The 18,882-nt window shown below is 40.9% G+C and carries 13 protein-coding genes and 1 pseudogene; 10 read left to right on the plus strand and 4 right to left on the minus strand.

Annotation, left to right across the window (positions count from 1 at the left end; genetic code table 11):
• Window positions 1-191 precede the first annotated feature (191 nt).
• From NCCP133_RS20165 to NCCP133_RS20180, 4 genes are all read left to right on the plus strand, one after another.
• On the plus strand, window positions 192-713 hold the full coding sequence (locus tag NCCP133_RS20165) for a MarR family winged helix-turn-helix transcriptional regulator (protein ID WP_264807037.1): 522 nt from the start codon (window positions 192-194) through the stop codon (window positions 711-713).
• 403 nt (window positions 714-1,116) lie between these two features.
• Window positions 1,117-1,650, plus strand: a complete 534-nt coding sequence (locus NCCP133_RS20170; protein WP_264807038.1) for a hypothetical protein — start codon at window positions 1,117-1,119, stop codon at window positions 1,648-1,650.
• A 634-nt stretch (window positions 1,651-2,284) separates the two neighbouring features.
• Entirely contained in the window at window positions 2,285-3,460 is a 1,176-nt protein-coding gene (locus NCCP133_RS20175) for an LL-diaminopimelate aminotransferase (RefSeq protein ID WP_264807039.1), read from the plus strand.
• A gap of 27 nt (window positions 3,461-3,487) precedes the next feature.
• Window positions 3,488-4,969: an aldehyde dehydrogenase family protein gene (locus tag NCCP133_RS20180; protein WP_264807040.1), complete on the plus strand. Its 1,482-nt coding sequence runs from the start codon at window positions 3,488-3,490 to the stop codon at window positions 4,967-4,969.
• Between the two features lie 433 nt (window positions 4,970-5,402).
• Here the strand turns inward: NCCP133_RS20180 and NCCP133_RS20185 are convergent, their stop codons facing one another.
• Window positions 5,403-6,665, minus strand: coding sequence for a CdaR family transcriptional regulator (locus NCCP133_RS20185; RefSeq protein ID WP_264807041.1), 1,263 nt, complete (start codon window positions 6,663-6,665; stop codon window positions 5,403-5,405).
• Window positions 6,666-7,145: 480 nt separating this feature from the next.
• Between NCCP133_RS20185 and NCCP133_RS20190 the strand changes: the two genes are divergently transcribed.
• Window positions 7,146-8,312: an NAD(P)/FAD-dependent oxidoreductase gene (locus NCCP133_RS20190; RefSeq protein ID WP_264807042.1), complete on the plus strand. Its 1,167-nt coding sequence runs from the start codon at window positions 7,146-7,148 to the stop codon at window positions 8,310-8,312.
• Window positions 8,313-8,435: 123 nt separating this feature from the next.
• On the opposite strand, the gene NCCP133_RS20195 is transcribed toward NCCP133_RS20190, so the two are convergent.
• Window positions 8,436-9,623, minus strand: a complete 1,188-nt coding sequence (locus tag NCCP133_RS20195) for a CdaR family transcriptional regulator (protein ID WP_264807043.1) — start codon at window positions 9,621-9,623, stop codon at window positions 8,436-8,438.
• Between the two features lie 284 nt (window positions 9,624-9,907).
• Between NCCP133_RS20195 and NCCP133_RS20200 the strand changes: the two genes are divergently transcribed.
• The 3 genes and pseudogenes from NCCP133_RS20200 (at window position 9,908) to NCCP133_RS20210 (ending at window position 13,936) form a co-directional block, all read left to right on the plus strand.
• The gene (locus NCCP133_RS20200; protein WP_264807052.1) at window positions 9,908-10,993 is read left to right on the plus strand and encodes an aromatic ring-hydroxylating oxygenase subunit alpha; all 1,086 of its coding nucleotides are present in this window, start codon (window positions 9,908-9,910) and stop codon (window positions 10,991-10,993) included.
• Between the two features lie 93 nt (window positions 10,994-11,086).
• Window positions 11,087-12,478 carry an amino acid permease gene (locus NCCP133_RS20205; RefSeq protein ID WP_442874306.1) on the plus strand — a complete coding sequence of 464 codons (1,392 nt, stop codon included), beginning with the start codon at window positions 11,087-11,089 and terminating at the stop codon, window positions 12,476-12,478.
• Between the two features lie 135 nt (window positions 12,479-12,613).
• A pseudogene (locus tag NCCP133_RS20210) lies at window positions 12,614-13,936 on the plus strand (flavin monoamine oxidase family protein).
• A gap of 79 nt (window positions 13,937-14,015) precedes the next feature.
• Here NCCP133_RS20210 and NCCP133_RS20220 read toward each other — a convergent pair.
• Window positions 14,016-14,123, minus strand: a complete 108-nt coding sequence (locus NCCP133_RS20220; RefSeq protein WP_264807046.1) for a MetS family NSS transporter small subunit — start codon at window positions 14,121-14,123, stop codon at window positions 14,016-14,018.
• Window positions 14,123-15,640, minus strand: coding sequence for a sodium-dependent transporter (locus tag NCCP133_RS20225; RefSeq protein ID WP_264807047.1), 1,518 nt, complete (start codon window positions 15,638-15,640; stop codon window positions 14,123-14,125). Before NCCP133_RS20225 ends, NCCP133_RS20220 begins: the two co-directional genes overlap by 1 nt.
• A gap of 440 nt (window positions 15,641-16,080) precedes the next feature.
• Between NCCP133_RS20225 and NCCP133_RS20230 the strand changes: the two genes are divergently transcribed.
• Both NCCP133_RS20230 and NCCP133_RS20235 read left to right on the plus strand, forming a co-directional pair.
• Window positions 16,081-17,361 carry an NAD(P)/FAD-dependent oxidoreductase gene (locus tag NCCP133_RS20230; protein ID WP_264807048.1) on the plus strand — a complete coding sequence of 427 codons (1,281 nt, stop codon included), beginning with the start codon at window positions 16,081-16,083 and terminating at the stop codon, window positions 17,359-17,361.
• A gap of 269 nt (window positions 17,362-17,630) precedes the next feature.
• Window positions 17,631-18,620, plus strand: coding sequence for an ornithine cyclodeaminase family protein (locus NCCP133_RS20235; protein WP_264807049.1), 990 nt, complete (start codon window positions 17,631-17,633; stop codon window positions 18,618-18,620).
• The last annotated feature ends 262 nt before the right edge of the window (window positions 18,621-18,882 follow it).

Consider the following 18,882-nt stretch of genomic DNA (forward strand, 5'->3'; position numbering starts at 1 on the left):
TTTATCCGAATTTTTTACACTAATTAATATTTTCTTGTTTGGATAGATGGATTAGTTAAGATGGAGATGCTCGTTGAACCAGAATAATGGGTAAGTTAAATAAGAATGAAATCAGTATTAACCTGTTGCTTATCAGTTTAAAGAAAGATAGGTTGGAAATAATGTGTTTACAGATTATGGGAGGTCGATGTATGAATTTATTAAATGAACAGTTTCATAATAGCTATTTAGCGTTTTCATTTATGAGAGGTTTGAATTTGGCTATTGAAAACGATCTAAGAAAGTCACTAAAAAGGTATGAAATATCGTTTCCTGCTTTTCGTATTTTATGGATTTTATATTTTGATTCAAACAATATAAATATGTCCGATCTTACCTATCTGGCTCAAACAAATATTTCAAATGTATTTCGGCAGCTAATGAAGCTAAAAGAAGAGGGTTTAGTCGATATCGAAAATGGCAATGATGCACGAACAAAGGAAATTTCCTTAAATGAAAGTGGACAGAAACTCGTTCAGGACTTTATTGAAGAAAATACTACGAACTCGAACTTACATATTGTTGCCTCAATCGAAAGAATTTCAAAAGAGGACTTTTCCAAATTTATTGAAGTTTTTGCATTGTTAAGTGATGAATTATTAGGAAAGCAATACAGTGAATTTTTAAAAAAATCTTCAAATGCAATACTAAATAATTCAATAAACACACCTTAAATGGTGTTTTGCACGAACTATTTGCCGGTATAAACAGGGTATCTATATCTTGTTTGTATCGGCTTTTTTACGTTTTTTTGGCAAAAGCATAACCCTTCCATACAGGTCACTATTCTAAGAGCGTTGATCTAATTCTTGTCTGGATTATTTGCTTTCGCAAATAATTATGTTTTTTTTGTACCATAATAATTATAGTTACATCAATATCCTTCGGGAAGAGAGAGAAATGGGATCCCCCACAAGTGAAGCCGAGAAGATCCATCGCTCCTTGCTGACAGTTTGAGTGACCCTCTGAATTCATCGGGCAGAATTCATAAGCAAAACAACCATCTATACGAGAAAAAAGTCATTCTTAATGTAAAATTCTGAGAAATATTCCAATGATGAAAAGGAGGTACACATCTTGCCTATTCTAAAGAGTATTAATGCAAAGAATTCAAGATTTTTATTAATACTGATGATGATTATTCCCTGGATTTCATTGCCGCTAGTAGGACGCAGCACAATAAAAAGGTTTCTTCCAGCAACTGTATTTATAAGTTTAGTTGTTAAAATAATGAATATTATTGCTGAAAAAAGAAAATGGTGGTGGTTTTATACGAGTGTACATCCCAAAATAAATGGAGATATTCCCTTTATTTTGGGTCCTTATTTTATTTGCTCTCTTTGGGTTTTAAAAATGACCTATGGCAGGTTTCCGTTATTTTTGATTACAAACATAATTTTTCATCTCCTATTTGCCTTTCCAGGAATCAAATTCTTGAAAAACTTAGGAATAGCTTCTCTAGTCCGAATAAGCTCAATCCAATTAGTATTCATTCTTATGATTAGAGCAGTTCTCCTATATAGCTTTCAATTCGCAAAAGAGAATCTAAATTTTCGATTTATTCCGTTTAGAGAAATTCAAAAAAAATCAGCTAATAAAGAAATTCTTTAAGAAAAAGGTGTGCGGTGAGAAATGAATATATTCTTAATCTATTGCTGCTTTTTTCAATTTTTTTGCTATATTCGCTCAGGTGTTTGTTAAAAAGATTTGATAATCTTGAGTGCATCATCTTTTATATTTTCACTTCGTTTTTATGTCAGCATATAAACTTTAAGAGATTTTTCGGTGAATCTGATTTTTGCGAATAAAGTAAAAAAATTATTGATATAGGTGACAATGTCTGTAGAAGTTACGTTTAGAACTCGATGGAGGCTAATTATATGTAAATGGAAGCATAGGCTGATCAAAATGTCACAAAATCAATACCTAAGATAATAATATTGATGGCTAAACTAGCTTATTGAAGAGCTAGTTTTTCTTTTTTCTCAAGTTAGTGTTTGTGGACTGCTGTCTGCTGCAAATCGGAATAATATTCCGTCATAGCAATCAATTATCGAGGATTTAAGGTCTTCCATGGACAGCGACTACCGCCCAGTTTTGTTAAAATCATACGGAATGTATCAGAAAAAGCCAATAATTTTTGTTCAAATCAACCATAGTGATTTATGGGTAAAAGCAGTACATTATAAATACAGAGTATGAATTTTCTGAATATATGAAAATTTATTGTTAGGCAGGTGAGTTTGTGAATTTTCAATCGAATCGAATTGGTCAAATCCCTCCCTATTTATTCGCAGAGATTAATAAGAAGAAGGAAGAATTGAAGAAAGCTGGGGTTGATATTATCGATTTAGGGATTGGGGACCCGGATCTGCCAACCCCTAAACATATTATTGACAAACTGATCAAAGAGAGTCAGGACCCCAGGAATTTGAAATATCCCAGCTTTTCCGGATACTCAGAGTTTAAACAAGCTGTTGCCGACTTTTATTGGCGGCAGTATCAGGTCAAACTCGATCCTGATACGGAAGTTCTCGCATTAATCGGATCAAAAGAGGGGATTGCCCATATCGTGCCAACCCTCATTGATCCTGGTGACTATGTGCTTGTACCAGATCCAAGTTATCCTGTTTACCGGATGGCAGCTCTCCTGGCAAATGGGCAGTACTACAATATGCCAATGACAAAAGAAACGGATTTTAAGCCTGATTTTCAGGCGATTCCGGCAGAAATCCTGAGTCAGTCAAAGCTGATGTTCCTGAATTACCCAGGGAATCCGACTTCCGCTACAGTCGATATCGGATTCTTCCTTGAAGCCGTAGAATTCTCAAGAAAGCATCATATACCGATTGCCCATGATTCGGCCTATAATATGGTCACTTTTGACGGCTATAAAGCGCCGAGCATCCTAGAAGTAGAGGGGGCAAAAGATATAGCTGTAGAATTCGGATCTCTATCGAAAACGTATAACATGACCGGGTTCCGAATTGGCTATGTCGTTGGCAATAAGAATATTATTAAAGCGCTTTCGGTTTATAAAAGCAATACAGACACAGGGCAGCTGACGCCTGTTCAAAAAGCAGCTGCGTTTGCATTAAACAGTGATCAAAGCTGCATTGCCAAGCATAACGGAATCTATAAGGAACGGATGAAGGTCATGCTGGAGGGTTTGAAAATAATCGGCGTGGAGGTCAGCCCGCCAAAAGGGAGCTTCTTCATCTGGGCACCTGTTCCAGGCGGTTATACCTCCGCGGGGTTTGTCAGCAGCGTCATGGAGCAGACCGGTGTGATCCTGACACCGGGAAATGCTTTTGGCCCTTCAGGGGAAGGGTATTTCCGCGCTTCTCTATCTGTACCGAATGAAAGATTATATGAAGCGGTCAATCGAATAAAAGAAAAGCTGAAAATCGTAATCACTTAAAAAATAATTGTATTATGGAGGTCTATAATGAAAAAAGTCTTAAATTTTATTAATGGTGAATGGTGTGAATCCACAACAGGGAAGTATACGTCTGTATGGAATCCGGCAACAGGTGAGGTTTTGGCGGAAGTAACCCAATCGTCAAAAGAGGATGTTGACAGAGCTGTTGAAGCTGCAAAATCTGCTCAAAAATCCTGGCGGTTAGTGCCAGCCCCTGAGCGTGCTGAAATCCTTTATGAAGTGGCTTACCTGTTAAAGCAAAGAAAAGAAGAATTGGCCCAAATCCTCACTAGTGAAATGGGAAAGGTGATTGACGAGGGCAGGGGAGAAGTTCAAGAAGCGATTGATATGGCATTTTATATGGCGGGGGAAGGGCGCAGGATGTTTGGTGACACAGTGCCATCAGAGCTCCGCAATAAATTTGCGATGAGTGTCAGAGTGCCTGTGGGAGTAGCAGGATTAATTACTCCATGGAATTTCCCGATTGCGATTGCATCATGGAAGTCACTTCCTGCCCTTGTAACGGGAAATGCGATTGTTTGGAAGCCTGCAACCGAAACACCGATTCTTGCAGCAGAGTTTGTCAGGATTTATGAAGAAGCAGGGCTGCCAAAAGGCTTAATCAATCTTGTTCATGGTTCGGGCAGTGTAGTAGGAAATGCGATAGTCGAGCATCCTGGGATTGATTTAATTTCGTTCACGGGATCCAATGAAGTAGGAAGAGAAATCAATGGCCGGGCAGGAGCTCTTTTAAAAAGAACATCCCTTGAAATGGGCGGTAAAAATGCCATCACCGTATTGGAAGATGCGGATGTGGACCTGGCAGTTGAAGGAATTCTTTGGGGGGCATTTGGAACAAGCGGGCAAAGATGCACAGCGACAAGCCGCGTCCTGGTTCATGAAAAGGTGAAGGAAGAGCTGGAAGGAAAGCTCCTTGAACGGATCGGGGAATTAAAGCTTGGCAATGGGCTGGATGAAACAGTAAAAGTGGGGCCTGTTATCAACCGTTCCTCGCTTGAGAGAATTGCAGAGTATGTGAAAATTGGCCGGGAAGAGGGAGCAAAGCTTCTGGCAGGCGGCGATGTTGCCACTGGTGAAGAGTTGGAGAACGGGAACTTCTTCTCTCCAACTATTTTTACGGATGTTAAACCAGGGATGAGGATTGCAATGGAAGAAATCTTTGGGCCAGTCGTCTCGATTATTCCGATTACTAGTTTAGAAGAGGCAGTTGAGATAAATAACAGTGTTGAATTCGGGTTATCCAGCGCCATATATACCAAAAACGTTGACCGTGCATTTGAGGCAATGAGGGATTTGGATACGGGAATTGTGTATGTGAATGCGGGGACAACAGGGGCAGAGATCCACCTTCCATTTGGCGGCACAAAAGGCACAGGCAATGGACATCGGGATTCAGGTGTAGCCTCATTGGATGTGTACACAGAATGGAAATCCATTTATGTCGACTACAGCGGAAAGCTGCAGAGAGCACAAATTGATAATTATTAATTATTAAAAAAGCTTCATTTCCGATATATTCTTGTTTTTGCTTAGAATTTAGCCCGTTGATTTCCGCTGCAGGCACGCAGCGATCCCGCGGGGAGGAACAGAGCTCCTCGACGCCCTGCGTCTGTGGGGTCTTCCGTTCCCTCTCCTCCCGCAGGACATTGAATAAGCTTCATCGAATAGATACCGCACGAAGGAAATGCGAATGCATTTTCGAGGATCAAGTACCTTCCGCTCCAATCAACTCAGCAAATTTAACTAAGTTGATGAAAAACATCAAACTTTAGGAAAACAACTTTAATAAAACAAGAAAAGGAGTTTAAGAATTTCTTAAACTCCTTTTTCATTCACTATGTAAATATATAAGGATTAGAGGGTTAATAATTCTTAAAGCAGCAAGCTCATTTGCTGCTATTTTATTTTTTTTAATAGGCTATTATGTTAAGAAGCTTTCTTCTTTTTCGTTTATTGACAAAGGCTCCTGAATCTCCGGTACCCCTGTGTCTTTAATGGCAAAGTATAAAAGCATGCAGTGGTCAAATCGTGAAATATCCAATTTTGTGAGTTCGTTGATTTTTTCCATACGGTAGACAAGGGAGTTACGGTGAAGAAATAGGATTCGTGCCGTTTCGCTCATATTCATGTTGCATTTGCAGTAAGCTATAAAGGTTTGGGCAAGTGTCGGGTAATTGACATGGCTGATGAAACCATGCAATTTTTCCTTTAGCCTGTCTTTTACGTATTGATTTAATCCATTTCCTGCAAGCTCAAAAATGATATTCCAGTCATTATAATAGAATATTTTTTGTGACATATTGAGTCTTTTCCCGGCTGTTAAAGCTTTAAGAGCTGCTTGATAGGAATCCTTTATACCATGTATGCCATCATTGGCACTGCCAATCGAAATGCTTGCGGAGCAGTTATTTTCTGACTTTAAATACTGGAGCAGTCTTTGAATCTTGTGGTCCATCCTTTTCATATATTGCTCATAGGGTTCTTCCGTATTGATTGCTTTGATTAGGATAAATTGATCTAGTGTTAAGGGGGAAAGAATATCTTCCTGGTTTTCGATTAAATAGGATCGCAGTATTTCAGAAACATTATTCTGCAGGATGTGCCAGGAAAACGTATCCGGCATCTGAGTATTTTGTTCAAGGGAATCTGCGGAATCCATTCCAATGTCTATTTCAATTAGAAAGCAAACCCGGCTGTGAGGAGAATCAAGATGGTACCCGAGCATTTTTGCATATCTTACACAGTATTCCAAATCCTCGGGTTTCTGGGAGTTTAGAAGGTAGCGAAACAAGTTGTCAAGCGTTTTTGATTCAATGGCGCTCATTTCCTGTTTCAGGTATTCGTGGCACATTAATTCTACATGGCTTTTCACAAGCTGCGCATACTTTCTGACCTCTGCAGGCACGCCGACTATCCCCAATACGCCAATCGGTTCTTGATTGATCATGATAGGGGACGCAACGCCAGGCAAAACATTGTTGAGATCTTTTACCTCATCTACTTCATAGGAAATGGTTTTCTTCCATTCTATTACCTCAAGGGAGGCCGGATGAAAACTTCCCAATCGGCTGACATCACTGCAGCCAATAATATAGCCTTTATTGTCACTGATACTGATTGGATTTTCGATAATTTTTGATGTGTTTTCTACAATTAGCTGAGAGATTTCTTTTAGAAAGCCCAAACTGTTCACCCCTCTCCGCGATATTAATGGTTTAGTTCTTTTCTTACAGATTGTTGTTTTTGTTTAAAAAGTTAACCCGTTGATTTCCGCTACGGACACTTACTTTCCGCGGGGAGAAACGGGAGCCTCCTCGGCTTCGCCTGCGGGGTCTCCCGCTCCCTCTCTTCCCGCAGGACATTGAATAATCTTCCTTGAATTTAACACCGCACGAAGGAAATGCGAATGCATTTTCGAGGATCAAGTGCCCTCCGCTCCAATCAACTCAGCAAAATTCACTAAGTTAGTGAAAAGCAACAAACCTTTGATAAAACAATTTTTGATTCTTAATAGATTCTCCCTTTACTGTAAAATCCCTTGTGAAAATAAACAATTAAAAATATTCGAAAAATATTTTTTCTGTGTAATATGCACATAGTATCACAGCCTCAAAGTGAGTAACATTGATACTATAAACGCATGCAAAGGAAGGCAGGGAAGCGAATGGCAAACCAGGCAGATATTATTATAGTTGGTGGCGGAGTCATTGGTTCTAGCATTGCTTATCATTTGTTAAACGATGGATTTACGGGTAAGATTCAGGTTTTTGAAAAAGATGGTTTGTACGAATTTGCTTCAACACCGAGAAGTGCCGGCGGATTTAGACAGTTGTATACCACCGCCGTCAATATGCAGCTGAGTAAATACAGTCTGCAAATTTATAAAAATTTCTCCACGGACATGGCAATCGACGGTGAGGCCGCAGAGATCGACTTTAAGCAAAGAGGGTATCTATTTTTGGCTACTGAAAAGATGATGCCCCAATTTGAAAAACATTTAAAGCTTCAGCATGATAACGGAATTAATTCTCAGCTCCTTGAAGGCGAAAAACTGCTGGATATCATTCCCGAGCTGAATATTGACGATCTTGCGGGCGGATTATTCTGCAGTGAAAGCGGCTATTTAGATCCTTATTCTGTGATGGCCGGATATGTGAAATATGCAAAAAAGCTTGGAGCTGAGTATATCTATGAAGAGGTGGAAAGCCTCATTACCGAGCAGGATTATGTGAAGGGAATCAGGCTAGTGGACGGAAGGGAGCATCATGCACCAGTGGTGGTAAATTGTGCAGGTGCCTGGGCATCCATACTGGGGGATAAAGCAGGTTTGCCCCTTCCTGTAGTTCCGCTTCCAAGACAGATTTTTCAATTTGACAGTAAGGAGCCGCTAAAAAATTACCTGCCATTGACCATGGATCCTACAGGTGTCTATTTCCGTCATGAGGGGGAAAAGTTCATATCCGGTTATGCAGAGGAAATTGAGCCGGGAATAAGCTTCAAATGGCGAAGATCTGCTTTTGAAGATCATATTTGGCCTGTGCTGGCTAATCGAATTAAAAACTTTGAGCATGTGAAAATAGAAAGAGGATGGACAGGTTTGTATGATTTTAACACGAAAGATCATAACGCAATTCTCGGTGAATACCCGGCAATGAAAGGCTATTATGTTGCCTTTGGCTTCAGCGGCCATGGAATGCAGCAGGCACCAGCCGTTGGCAAGTGCCTATCCGAGCTTATCCGGACAGGAAAATACGAGACACTTGACCTGAAGCCGTTAAGAGTGGAACGTTTTGCTGAAAATGATCTTATTATTGAAAACGCTATATACTAAAGAGCTGATATATCAGCGCCAATATAAGATTAAGCTGTATGTATCTAATGCCTTTAAAAAACACCTTTGCAGGGGCTACCTTTTAGCGAAGGTGTTTTTTGGGGGATCGACCGGCTTAAGACTCTATGATTTCATATCCTCGTAGCATTGGATTGATGTATAGAGGAGCATGCAATCTTCGAAACTGCTTGTATTGAGGGAGGTAATTTCACTGATTTTTTCAAGTCTGTAAATGATCGTATTCCGATGGATGAACATATTTCTGGAAGCTTCACTCAAATTCATATTGTACTTGCAAAAGCCCAGAAAGGTAGAGGATAAAACCTCATAATTGTCTTGTTCAGTTAAAGGAGAAATCAATTTTAACAGTTTCTGTTTATAGTCTGGAGCCAGTTCACTCGGCAAAAGGTTTAAAAGTGCTTCCCTCTCGTTGTATAGATGGATGTCAGGCTGGCCCTTAAAACCCAATCCTATTTTTATGGCCTTCATGGCGTTTTGATAGGAATCCGAATATCCGCTGATGCCATTTTGCACATCTCCCACTCCCATTTTTGCCGAAACACTATATTTAGCCTCAAGAAATGAATTAATTTTTGCCAGCTTCTCATCCAGTTTATCCAGTAAAGATGGTAATGACTCAGGAAAGGGCATGGATTTAAAAATAATGAACCGTTTAAAGTCCAGAAAAGAAACGATATCATTATCATTCTTCTGGAATAGTAACTTAAGGAAACTTAAAACCTCTTTTTGAAAATGAAAAGATAGATTTCCAAAAAGGTTCCAATCACCGGAGGAAGTGTTGGTGATATCAATAATTAAACAGACCCGATCCGTAAGCAAATCGAACTCCAGCAGCTTCGCATATTGAAAAATATGATCCTTCTCTTCCTGTTCAGACTCTTTATAGTGGATAAGCTGATGGACCAGCATTTCGACCATTTTCTCTTTTAGCTCCACCATTTCTTTCCGAAAAGCATCCTGACACATCATTTCAACATGATTTTTGACTAAGTGAACGTATTTTTCAACATCAGCTGGGTTTCCGACAATTCCCAGAACACCGATCACTTTGTTATTAAACTTTAAAGGTGCAGAGACACCAGGGAGAATTTTTTTATCCATTTCATTCTTGCAGTAAACCATGTTGTTTTTCCTGATGACTTCGAGGGAGGGACGATGGAAAATTCCGATTCTGCCTGGATCTGTTGAGCCAATGATATACCCTTCATTATCGGTAATACTAATAGGATATTGGATAATTTCACTTGTTTTTTCAACAATATCCTGTGCAATATTTTCAAGGATTTTCATTTTTTGCCTTCCTCCCTGTCCTGAATGCTTCCTCTCTTACTATACAAAAAAATGAACCTTCTTTTCATTATTTTTTTGTCTCTCCGAACAACAAAAGCCATCATTTAATTCTCTTAACCTGCACTTTTAGATAAAAAAACTAAAAATTAATTTTAGAGCTTCCTTGTTTTTGTATAAATTAACCATATAATTCTGAATATTTTAAATTTAAAATTATATTATTAACACTTTGAGTATAGTGTTTGTCATGTGAGTTTATAAAAAAGGAGGGGAAGGTTTTGAAGGTGGTTAAAGTTAGCCATACGTTAAGTGAAGCTCATACGTTACCGTCATGGCTTTATACCGATCCAAAGGTTCTTGAAGTGGAAAAGAGAGAGATTTTTTGCAAGACATGGCAATATGTCGGACATTTAAGTCAATTAACGCGACCCGGGGATTATTTTACAGCGGAAGTAGCTGACCGTCCCATTATCATTAGCATGGGGCAGGATGGGGATATTAGGGCATTTTATAATGTCTGTTCACATCGTGCTTCAAAGCTTGCAGAAGGAGAGGGCAATAAATCAGTTTTTACCTGTCCATACCATGCGTGGACCTACCGTACCGACGGTTCTCTGCTCAGAGCACCAAATATGAATGGATGCGACCATTTCGACCATCAGGATTTCTGCTTAAAGACCATTAAACTTGAAATCAGCCATTCCTTCATCTTTGTCAATTTAGATCCGCAAGCTGTTTCGATGAAGACGCAATATCCTGATCTCTTGCAGCATGTTGAAAAATACGACCTTAGCAATCTAAAGAAAGTGCGTGTAAAAGAAACGGTTTGTGGGTCAAATTGGAAGGACGGAATAGACAATTATCTTGAGTGCGATCATTGCTCTATTGTACATAAAACGCTCGTTTCGAAGCTTGATATGAAGCAATACGAAATGGCGATGTACGATTATTATTCCTATCAGGGGACGCCATTAAAGGGTAAGAAGCTGGACTTTGGCTTGGGACAAGGCGGCCGGTATTATTGGCTTTATCCGAACACATGGTTTTCCTTTGATCCTGGGCCGGCCAATCTATCGATTCACCAGTCCATACCGATTGACCATAAGACTACGAAATATGTATATACCACTTTTTTCCTGACCGATGAGATTACGGAAGAAGAAAGAGAGTTAATGGCAATGGATGAGCTTGTTAGAAAAGAGGATCTCGAAATTTGTGAAATGGTTCAAAAAGGGATGGCTACTGGGGCTTATTCGCAAGGAAGATTTTCACTCACAGAAAATCTCGTTCACCATTTTCATTTACTTATTCAGCGGGAATTGGAAAAAGTACTGCCGCTTCCCCAGGATCCAGTCACAGCCATTGATTAAGCGGATATGTGTAAGCGCTTACTACTTTTAATGTTTCATTCTAAACGGAAGGCAGGGGGATGCTGGTTGAGTGAACAAAAATTAAAGAGGCAAATGAAAAGCCGTCATTTATTTATGATGTCTTTGGGAGGAATAATTGGTACCGGACTATTTCTGGGATCCGGTTACGCAATCGGTGAAGCTGGGCCTGCAGGTGCGATTCTTGCTTATCTTGTTGGCGGCCTGCTTATGTATTTAGCCATGATTTGTTTAGGGGAATTATCTGTTGTAATGCCGGTTTCAGGCTCTTTTCAGGCGCATGCTACCAAGTTTATTGGCCCGGCAACCGGTTTTGTCATCGGCTGGGTCTATTGGCTAAGCTGGGCCATGTATGTCGGACTTGAGTTTGTAGCAGCAGGATTGCTTATGAAAAGATGGTTTCCAGATGTTCAAACATGGATTTGGTGTGCCATCTTCATCGTTCTTCTATTTTCGATTAATTCACTCACAACAAAAGCCTTTGCCGAAACGGAATATTGGTTTGCAGGGATTAAAGTTCTTACCGTTATCCTTTTCATTATTATCGGATTAGCAGCCATTTTTGGCGTTATCAATATGGACAGCGAACCTGCTCCTTATTTATCCAATTTCGTCGGTGACGGTATTTTCCCAGCTGGGATGATTGGTGTTTTCATATCGATGATGTCTGTCATCTACGCGTTTCAAGGCTCTGAAATTATGGGTGTGGCCGCTGGTGAAACGGAAGAGCCGGAAAAGAATATACCAAAAGCCATTCGGACGATCGTATTCCGAATCATGTTGTTTTACGTTTTGGCGATCTTCGTATTATCGGCCATTGTTCCCTGGAAGGAAGCCGGAGTTCTTGAAAGTCCGTTTGTAACCGTTTTTGATATGGTGGGAATTCCTTATGCGGCTGACATTATGAATTTTGTTATTTTAACGGCGATTCTTTCTGTCGGCAACACAGGGCTCTATGCCTGTACACGAATCATGTATTCGCTGTCTGAAACGGGGATGGCTCCAAAAGTTTTTGGAAAGCTGAATAAACGGGGTGTTCCTGCATACGCTCTTTTAGTGACATTGGGTTTTGCGCTGTTATCTCTTCTTACCAGCTATATAGCTGCTGATACACTCTTTGTCGTTCTGCTGGCGGTTAGCGGAATCGGCGGAACACTCACATGGTTAGCCATTGCAGCCGCTCAAATCGGTTTCCGCAGACAGTTTATAAAAAATGGCGGGAAAGTGGAGGATTTAAAATACAAGGTTCCGCTTTATCCGTTTATTCCGATTTTATGCATTGTCATGTGCCTGTTTATTTTCGCGGTAATGGCTTTTGATCCGACCCAGAGGTCATCGCTTTTTTGGGGCTTTGGCTTTATAGGACTTTGCTATGTGTATTATTACTTCATGTATACTCGCAAAAATATTACATTGCCCATTAACACGGAAAGTGGAGCGAATCCAGCTGTAGGGGATGAGATATAAAACATTTGAAACTGCAGTTCACTTTTCTGAAGTGTTGCAGTTTCTTTAATGAAGCAGTGTTAATACTTGGAGGAGAAAATCAACAGGCTGATTTAACAGATATCCATGCAGAGCCATAAAAAAGGGGGATTAATAATGAAGAATCCGAAGAACTATGATGTCATTATTGTAGGAGCAGGTTTTTCCGGGTTGACGGCAGCGAGGGAATTAAGGCTTTTAGGCAATAAAGTGCTGGTTCTGGAGGCTCGGGACAGGATTGGGGGGCGGACTTGGGTTGATCATCGCTTGGGTACGGATCTTGAAATGGGAGGAACGTATGTTCACTGGCATCAGCCGCATGTGTGGACGGAAATTACCCGATACGGCCTTGAACTTGCTTCCGGTCCAAAGACCGAAAAAGTTTTTTGGATTGTTGATGGGAAAGCACATTCATCCCCAGCAGCAGAATTTAAAAAAAGACTAAGAGAATCGGTTGAGAGGTTAATGAGCGAAAGCAATAAGCATATGCCCTTGCCTTTTGAACCGCTAAAATCACAAAGCTTTCGTGATTTGGATCATATCTCTGCAGAACAATTCCTGCAGAATTTTTCTTTAACTAGAGAGGAATATGAGGTATTACATGGCTGGATAGCATCAGATTACTGCGGCGAGCCCGCAGAAGGTGCTATTACGCAAATCTTTCGATGGTGGGCATTCTCACAAGGAAAGTGGGATACCCATAGTGCCATGGTTTCGAGCTATCGCTTAAAGCAGGGGACAAGGAAATTAATTGAATCGATTGCTGATGACAGCGGGGCAGACATAAAGCTATCAACGAGAGTGGGAAGAATCGAGCATGAAGAGGGAAGTGCAAAAGTATTCACAGTTGAAGGAGAATGTTATACGGCCAGAGCGGTCATGGTAACCGTTCCATTAACAACTCTTAATGATATTCAGTTCGAACCGCCTCTTTCTTCAGCAAAGCAGGCATCCTCCAAAGAAGGTCAAACATCTAAGGGAGTTAAAGTGTGGGCAAAAGTGAAGGGCGAGCTGTAGCCTTTTGATGCCATAGCACCTGGAAGCTACCCGCTGAATTCTGTTCATTTGGATCGCTATGTGAATGGTGATAGCATCCTGGTGGGGTTTGGGCCGAGTGCGGCTAGACTGAATCCGAATGACAGGTCAGGAGTGGTAGAGGCTTTAAGATGCTGGATTCCTGACATACAAGTCATAGAAAGTACGGGCCACGACTGGGTACATGATGAATACTCAAAGGAAACCTGGCCTATGCTGAAGCCAAAGCAATTAACCAGCTATCAAAAGGAATGGAGCACCCCTGAAAACTCGGTGTTTTTAGCAGGTACAACGTATGCAAACGGCTGGGCAGGCTTCATTGATGGTGCAATTGAAAACGGAATAACTGTCAGCAGGAAAGTGCACAATTATTTAGTAAGTAAAGAGTTCGTAAATGCAGAATAGATAAAGAAAGGTGCCGGGTCATTCAAATTCTGAATGGTCCCGGCACCTTTAATTTTTGCTCTATATGGTTGGCATCATTTTATTTATCATGATAGTCTGTCGTTAAGGTCCTATAAACCATGTAGGAGAAGCCTCCCCAGAATAAACTTAACGTTACGGCCATCATGACGATTGCTGAAGCAGTCATTATAATTCCTCCCTGATGTCTGTATTAGAAGGCGGAGCGGATTCGCGATCACTGAGACCCTCTTCCTTCACAGAGCTTCTTAATTTGCTATTAAATCTGATCAGTCCAAAGGCAAGGAGGAAAGCCACGCCGAGCTGCAGTACAATCGTTCCAACATTGAATTCTTCAAATGGCTTCCACCACGTTTCCGGATACCATGTCACACCCTGGTATAGCCACCATCCCGTTACAATGACAAACAAAGCAGGTATAAAATATTTAATGGAGTAAACCCACCATTTATTCACTTTGATAAAGCTGACCTCGTATATTTCGTCCCGCATTTTTTCTACGCCATACTTAATCGCAGCATAAGCATATAGGAAACAGGATAACAGTAAGCCAACTCCCCAAACCCAATCCTGGTTGTTAAATACTTTCATATTAACAGCTGAAGGAATTCCGCCGATAAATATTAAAGCAACAGTCAGAACAATGGCTTTGTTTCTGCGAATGCCATAATCCGAAAGATTCCTTGTGATTAATTCAACCATTGCTACTAATGAAGTGAAAGCAGCAAAGGCCAATGCACCAAAGAAAGCAATTCCAAAGATATACGTTTGCGGCATCACGTTAATCAATTCAACCATGTAGATGAAGGTTAAGCCAGTATTCCCGGCACTTGTCGCTTCCGTAATATAGTCAGGCGATGGTGCAAGAGCAAAGATCGCCGGAATAATGGTTAAACCGGCAAGTAGTTCAACAGAGTTGTTTCCAAGGCCCGCAGTTAAAGAGTTTTGGGCAATATCATCACGCTTTTTCATGTAAATGGCATAGGTTGCATACAGTCCCCAGCCTGCTCCGACTGACCATGCCGATTGAGACAATGCCTGAAGCCATGTAGATGCCTTTCCAAGGTATTCCCACTGAGGTGTAAACATAAAAGAGAGGCCCTCCATTGCACCCGGCAGCGTTACGGAACGGAAAGCAGTAAAGATAAGCAAGAGGAATAATAATGGGAGAAATAGTTTCGACATTCTTTCAATGCCTTTTGTTACACCAATAAAGACGACAACACCACAAAGGGCAGCTGCCATAAAATGATAAATGACAGGCTCGATTGGATTGGCGGTGAAATTTTCCCATTGAGCAGCTGAATCAATTTTTTCAGTGAAAGTTCCCTGAATAGCCAAAAGAAAATATTTAAAAGTCCATCCCACTACAACTGAATAGTAAAAAGTGATACCTGCCAGAACGATTGTAATAATCGGGCCAAACCAGGCAAATTTCTTTCCAATGAACTCCCCAAAGGAACCCATAGTTCCCATCCTGGTTTTTCTTCCAATAAAGACTTCAACCATAATAAGCGGCAATGACCAGACAAATAAAAATAATGCCCAGCCAATCAAAAAGGAACCCCCGCCATGTTCAGCAACCATCCGCGGAAAACGCCATATATTACCGGTTCCAACAGCCATACCCATTGCGGCTAATATAAAGCCAATCCTTGATCCCCAAATTACCTGGTTATCCTTCAATAAAACCAGCCCCTTTGTCATCAATCTTCTTCTAACACAAGATCTTATCTGCGTATCTAGGGTTTCGAATGATGATATATACCGAACGTTGTATGGAAAGCTTTCTACCCGCTAATCCCCCCTCGCTATATTATCCATAATTATTAGATATATTTTAAAAATTCTGTATTTTAAATATAAGACTTTTCCTTCCTGTTATCTATGTCTATTTTTCACAAAAAATTCAGCTGAAAGCTGCCGGAATATAGTAGTTTTAACAATAAATTTATAGAGAGGAGATCGCTTGAACTGTAAAAAGGCACAAAAAAACGATACCAAAACGGAAAATGTTCATCTAATTTATCCATTTTATTCAGAATATTGCTTCTATATAATATCTTTAAAAGGTCTTTAGCCGAAGTCTGGAATGGTTCATTAAATATCTAAGAAGGTGGAAGGATATGAGCAAAACGATTATTGTCGGCGGCGGAATCATTGGACTCGCCAGTGCCTATTTTCTTAGAAAAAAGGGCTTGGACGTTATATTGATTGACAAAGGGGAGCCTGGTGCTGAATGCTCCAGCGGGAATATGGGATGGGTATGCCCCAGTTTATCCGATCCGGTCCCAGCGCCAGGATTAGTGAAGACAAGTCTGAAATGGATGCTGAAACGGGATAGCCCTCTTTATATTAAGCCATCAGTCGTTCCATCCCTCTCCCCCTGGCTGCTGCAGTTTTGGAAGTATTGCAGCGAAGACGCCTATCAGCTGGGATTCAAAGCGGGGCTTGAACTAAGCAAAGATACGCTGCGTTTATACGATGAGCTTGAACAGGAGAACGGTCTTACATTTGAAATGCATCGAAAAGGATTGCTTTTTGTATGTTTAAAAGAAAACTATATCGAAGAAAAGATGGAGAGCTACAGGATTGTTGAGGAATTTGGACTGCCATCGCCGGTTTCAAAAACTAAACATGAAGTGCTGCAAATGGAACCCGCACTTTCAGATGCTGTTGCAGGGGGAATATATCTCCCCGCTGAGCGTCATGTCCGGCCGGAATCATTGACCCTGGCGCTGACAGAATGGCTTAAAGTGAATGGGACAGAGATAATGTCGCTAACGGAAGTAAAGGGCTTCATTCAGGAAGGTGATCAAATCATTGCTGCAAACATTGGAGAGAAAACAATTGAAGGGGACCAGTTTCTCATAACTGCGGGTGCATGGGCTGGAAAAGTACTCAATCAAGCAGGCATCCAAGTTCCGATGACTGCAGGAAAAGGGTACAGCCTCACCATTTCTTCTCCATCTGTCCAATTCAGGCAGCCTCTATACCTGGGAGATTCAAGGGTTACAATCAGCCCTTTTCATGATTCCGTAAGAATAGGAGGCACCATGGAATTATCCGGGCTGAATACGGATCTTGATCAGAGAAGAATAGAAGGATTAAGAAATTCTGCTGCTCAGTATTTACGGTTACCGGTTCTCGGCAAAGAGAAGGCTTGGTGCGGAATGAGGCCAATGACACCGGATGGCTTGCCGGTGTTAGGGAGGATTACTGGATATACGAATCTATTTATTGCTTCCGGGCATGCCATGAGCGGAATATCAATGGCGCTTTCTACTGGCAGTGCCATGTCGGAACTGATTTCCAGCGGTAAGTCCGAGATCGATTTAAAACCGTTTGCACCAGACCGATTTAAAACACAGCATTCGAATGATAAGAAGAGCAAAGTTACGGTATAGTAAGCAATATGATCATGAACGTGCTAAATTTTTTTGGCTGTGTTAAAGCTCCATGCCGCTTTTTAGCACACTGTTGATTGGTGCGGAAGTGCGAGATTCCAGCGGGAGCAGCGGGAGACTCCGCATGCGCGAATGCGGCTATGAGGGGGAACCCGCCGGCTTACGGCTTTAGTGTCTCAGCCTAAATTAATATTTAAAAAGCGCTTTATATTAAAAAGAAAAGCAGCTTTGAAGTTGGAAATCAATAAGCGTATAGGGGTGGGATTAATTTGTTACTATTAAATGATGCAACGATTCGTGAGCTTTATTCAATGAAAGAATGTATAGAAGATGTAGAGAAGGCCTTTCATTATGGCCATACAAATAAAACCCTGACACCAATACGGGTGTCGGTGCCCCATGAAAAATTCGGGGCGGAAACGTTATATATGCCATCCTATATTGAGCCGGAAAACTATACAGCTATTAAAATCGTCAGTATTTTCCCCAATAATAATAGTGAAGGCCGGCCAGTTCTTCAAGGGATGATTTTGCTGACGGATGCGACTACAGGGGAACATGTGGCTGTCATGGATGCTACCTACTTAACCGTATTAAGAACGGGAGCTTCCAGCGGAGCAGCCACAAAATATTTAGCTCGAAAGAATTCAGAAACCTGTGCCATTTTAGGCTGCGGTGCACAAGCAATCGGCCAATTACAAGCAGTCATGTCTGTTGCCGATCTGGAGCATATCATTTTATATAATCGGACAATAGAAAAAGCTGAAGCATTCAAACATAAGCTCAGCTCTTTAGATCCAAAATGGAGAGGAAGTATTTCTGTTCAAGCAGATGCAAATAAAGCTGTGTCCGAAGCAGACATTGTTATTTGCAGCACCAAAAGTTCCACTCCTTTATTTGATGGGTCTTTTTTAAAAGAAGGGACACATGTCAATGCAATCGGATCCTATCAGCCGCACATGCAGGAGGTTGACGCCCAAACCCTCATTAGAAGCTCTAAAGTTGTAGTCGATACGATGGAAGGGGCTCTGCAAGAAGCAGGAGATCTCATTATTCCTGATAAAGAGGGTGTATGGAGTACCGATTCCATTTACAGCGAGATCGGAGAGATCATTTGCGGTGAGAAAGCCGGACGGGAAGATGATAGAGAAATTACGTTCTACAAATCGGTAGGTATCGGCTACCTCGATACAATGGTTGCATCTGCGGTTTATAGGAAAGCCATTAAGGAGGGGAAAGGGGAGAGATTCTGTTTTTAATAAGAATAAAAAACGAGTGCCTGTCCCCAAGTCTTGTACAGCTTTACCGTACTAGGGGACAGCGTATAATGGCAAATAAGTCAAGGGTCCAATTAAGATAAAAAAGACCGACCTTAAGCAGAACTCTCATTTTCCAATTTTTGAAAAGTTCAACTACCACAGAATTTATAATAGAACTCCTCTAGGACGTGAAGGATCTTGTTTTTTCATCCTACAGGGATACCGCCTAGCAAGTATAAACTCCACTTTTCACGTATTATTC

Origin of the sequence: Cytobacillus sp. NCCP-133 (assembly GCF_026011715.1) — a bacterium.
In the GTDB taxonomy this organism is placed as follows: Bacteria; Bacillota; Bacilli; order Bacillales; family Cytobacillaceae; genus Cytobacillus.

Excerpts from the sequence above, each read along its gene's own strand:
- NCCP133_RS20165 (WP_264807037.1), top strand. The coding sequence starts at position 192 with ATGAATTTATTAAATGAACAGTTTCATAATAGCTATTTAGCGTTTTCA.
- NCCP133_RS20180 (WP_264807040.1), top strand. The coding sequence starts at position 3,488 with ATGAAAAAAGTCTTAAATTTTATTAATGGTGAATGGTGTGAATCCACA.
- NCCP133_RS20190 (WP_264807042.1), top strand. The coding sequence starts at position 7,146 with ATGGCAAACCAGGCAGATATTATTATAGTTGGTGGCGGAGTCATTGGT.
- NCCP133_RS20195 (WP_264807043.1), bottom strand. The coding sequence starts at position 9,623 with ATGAAAATCCTTGAAAATATTGCACAGGATATTGTTGAAAAAACAAGT.
- NCCP133_RS20205 (WP_442874306.1), top strand. The coding sequence starts at position 11,087 with ATGAAAAGCCGTCATTTATTTATGATGTCTTTGGGAGGAATAATTGGT.
- NCCP133_RS20220 (WP_264807046.1), bottom strand. The coding sequence starts at position 14,123 with ATGACTGCTTCAGCAATCGTCATGATGGCCGTAACGTTAAGTTTATTC.
- NCCP133_RS20230 (WP_264807048.1), top strand. The coding sequence starts at position 16,081 with ATGAGCAAAACGATTATTGTCGGCGGCGGAATCATTGGACTCGCCAGT.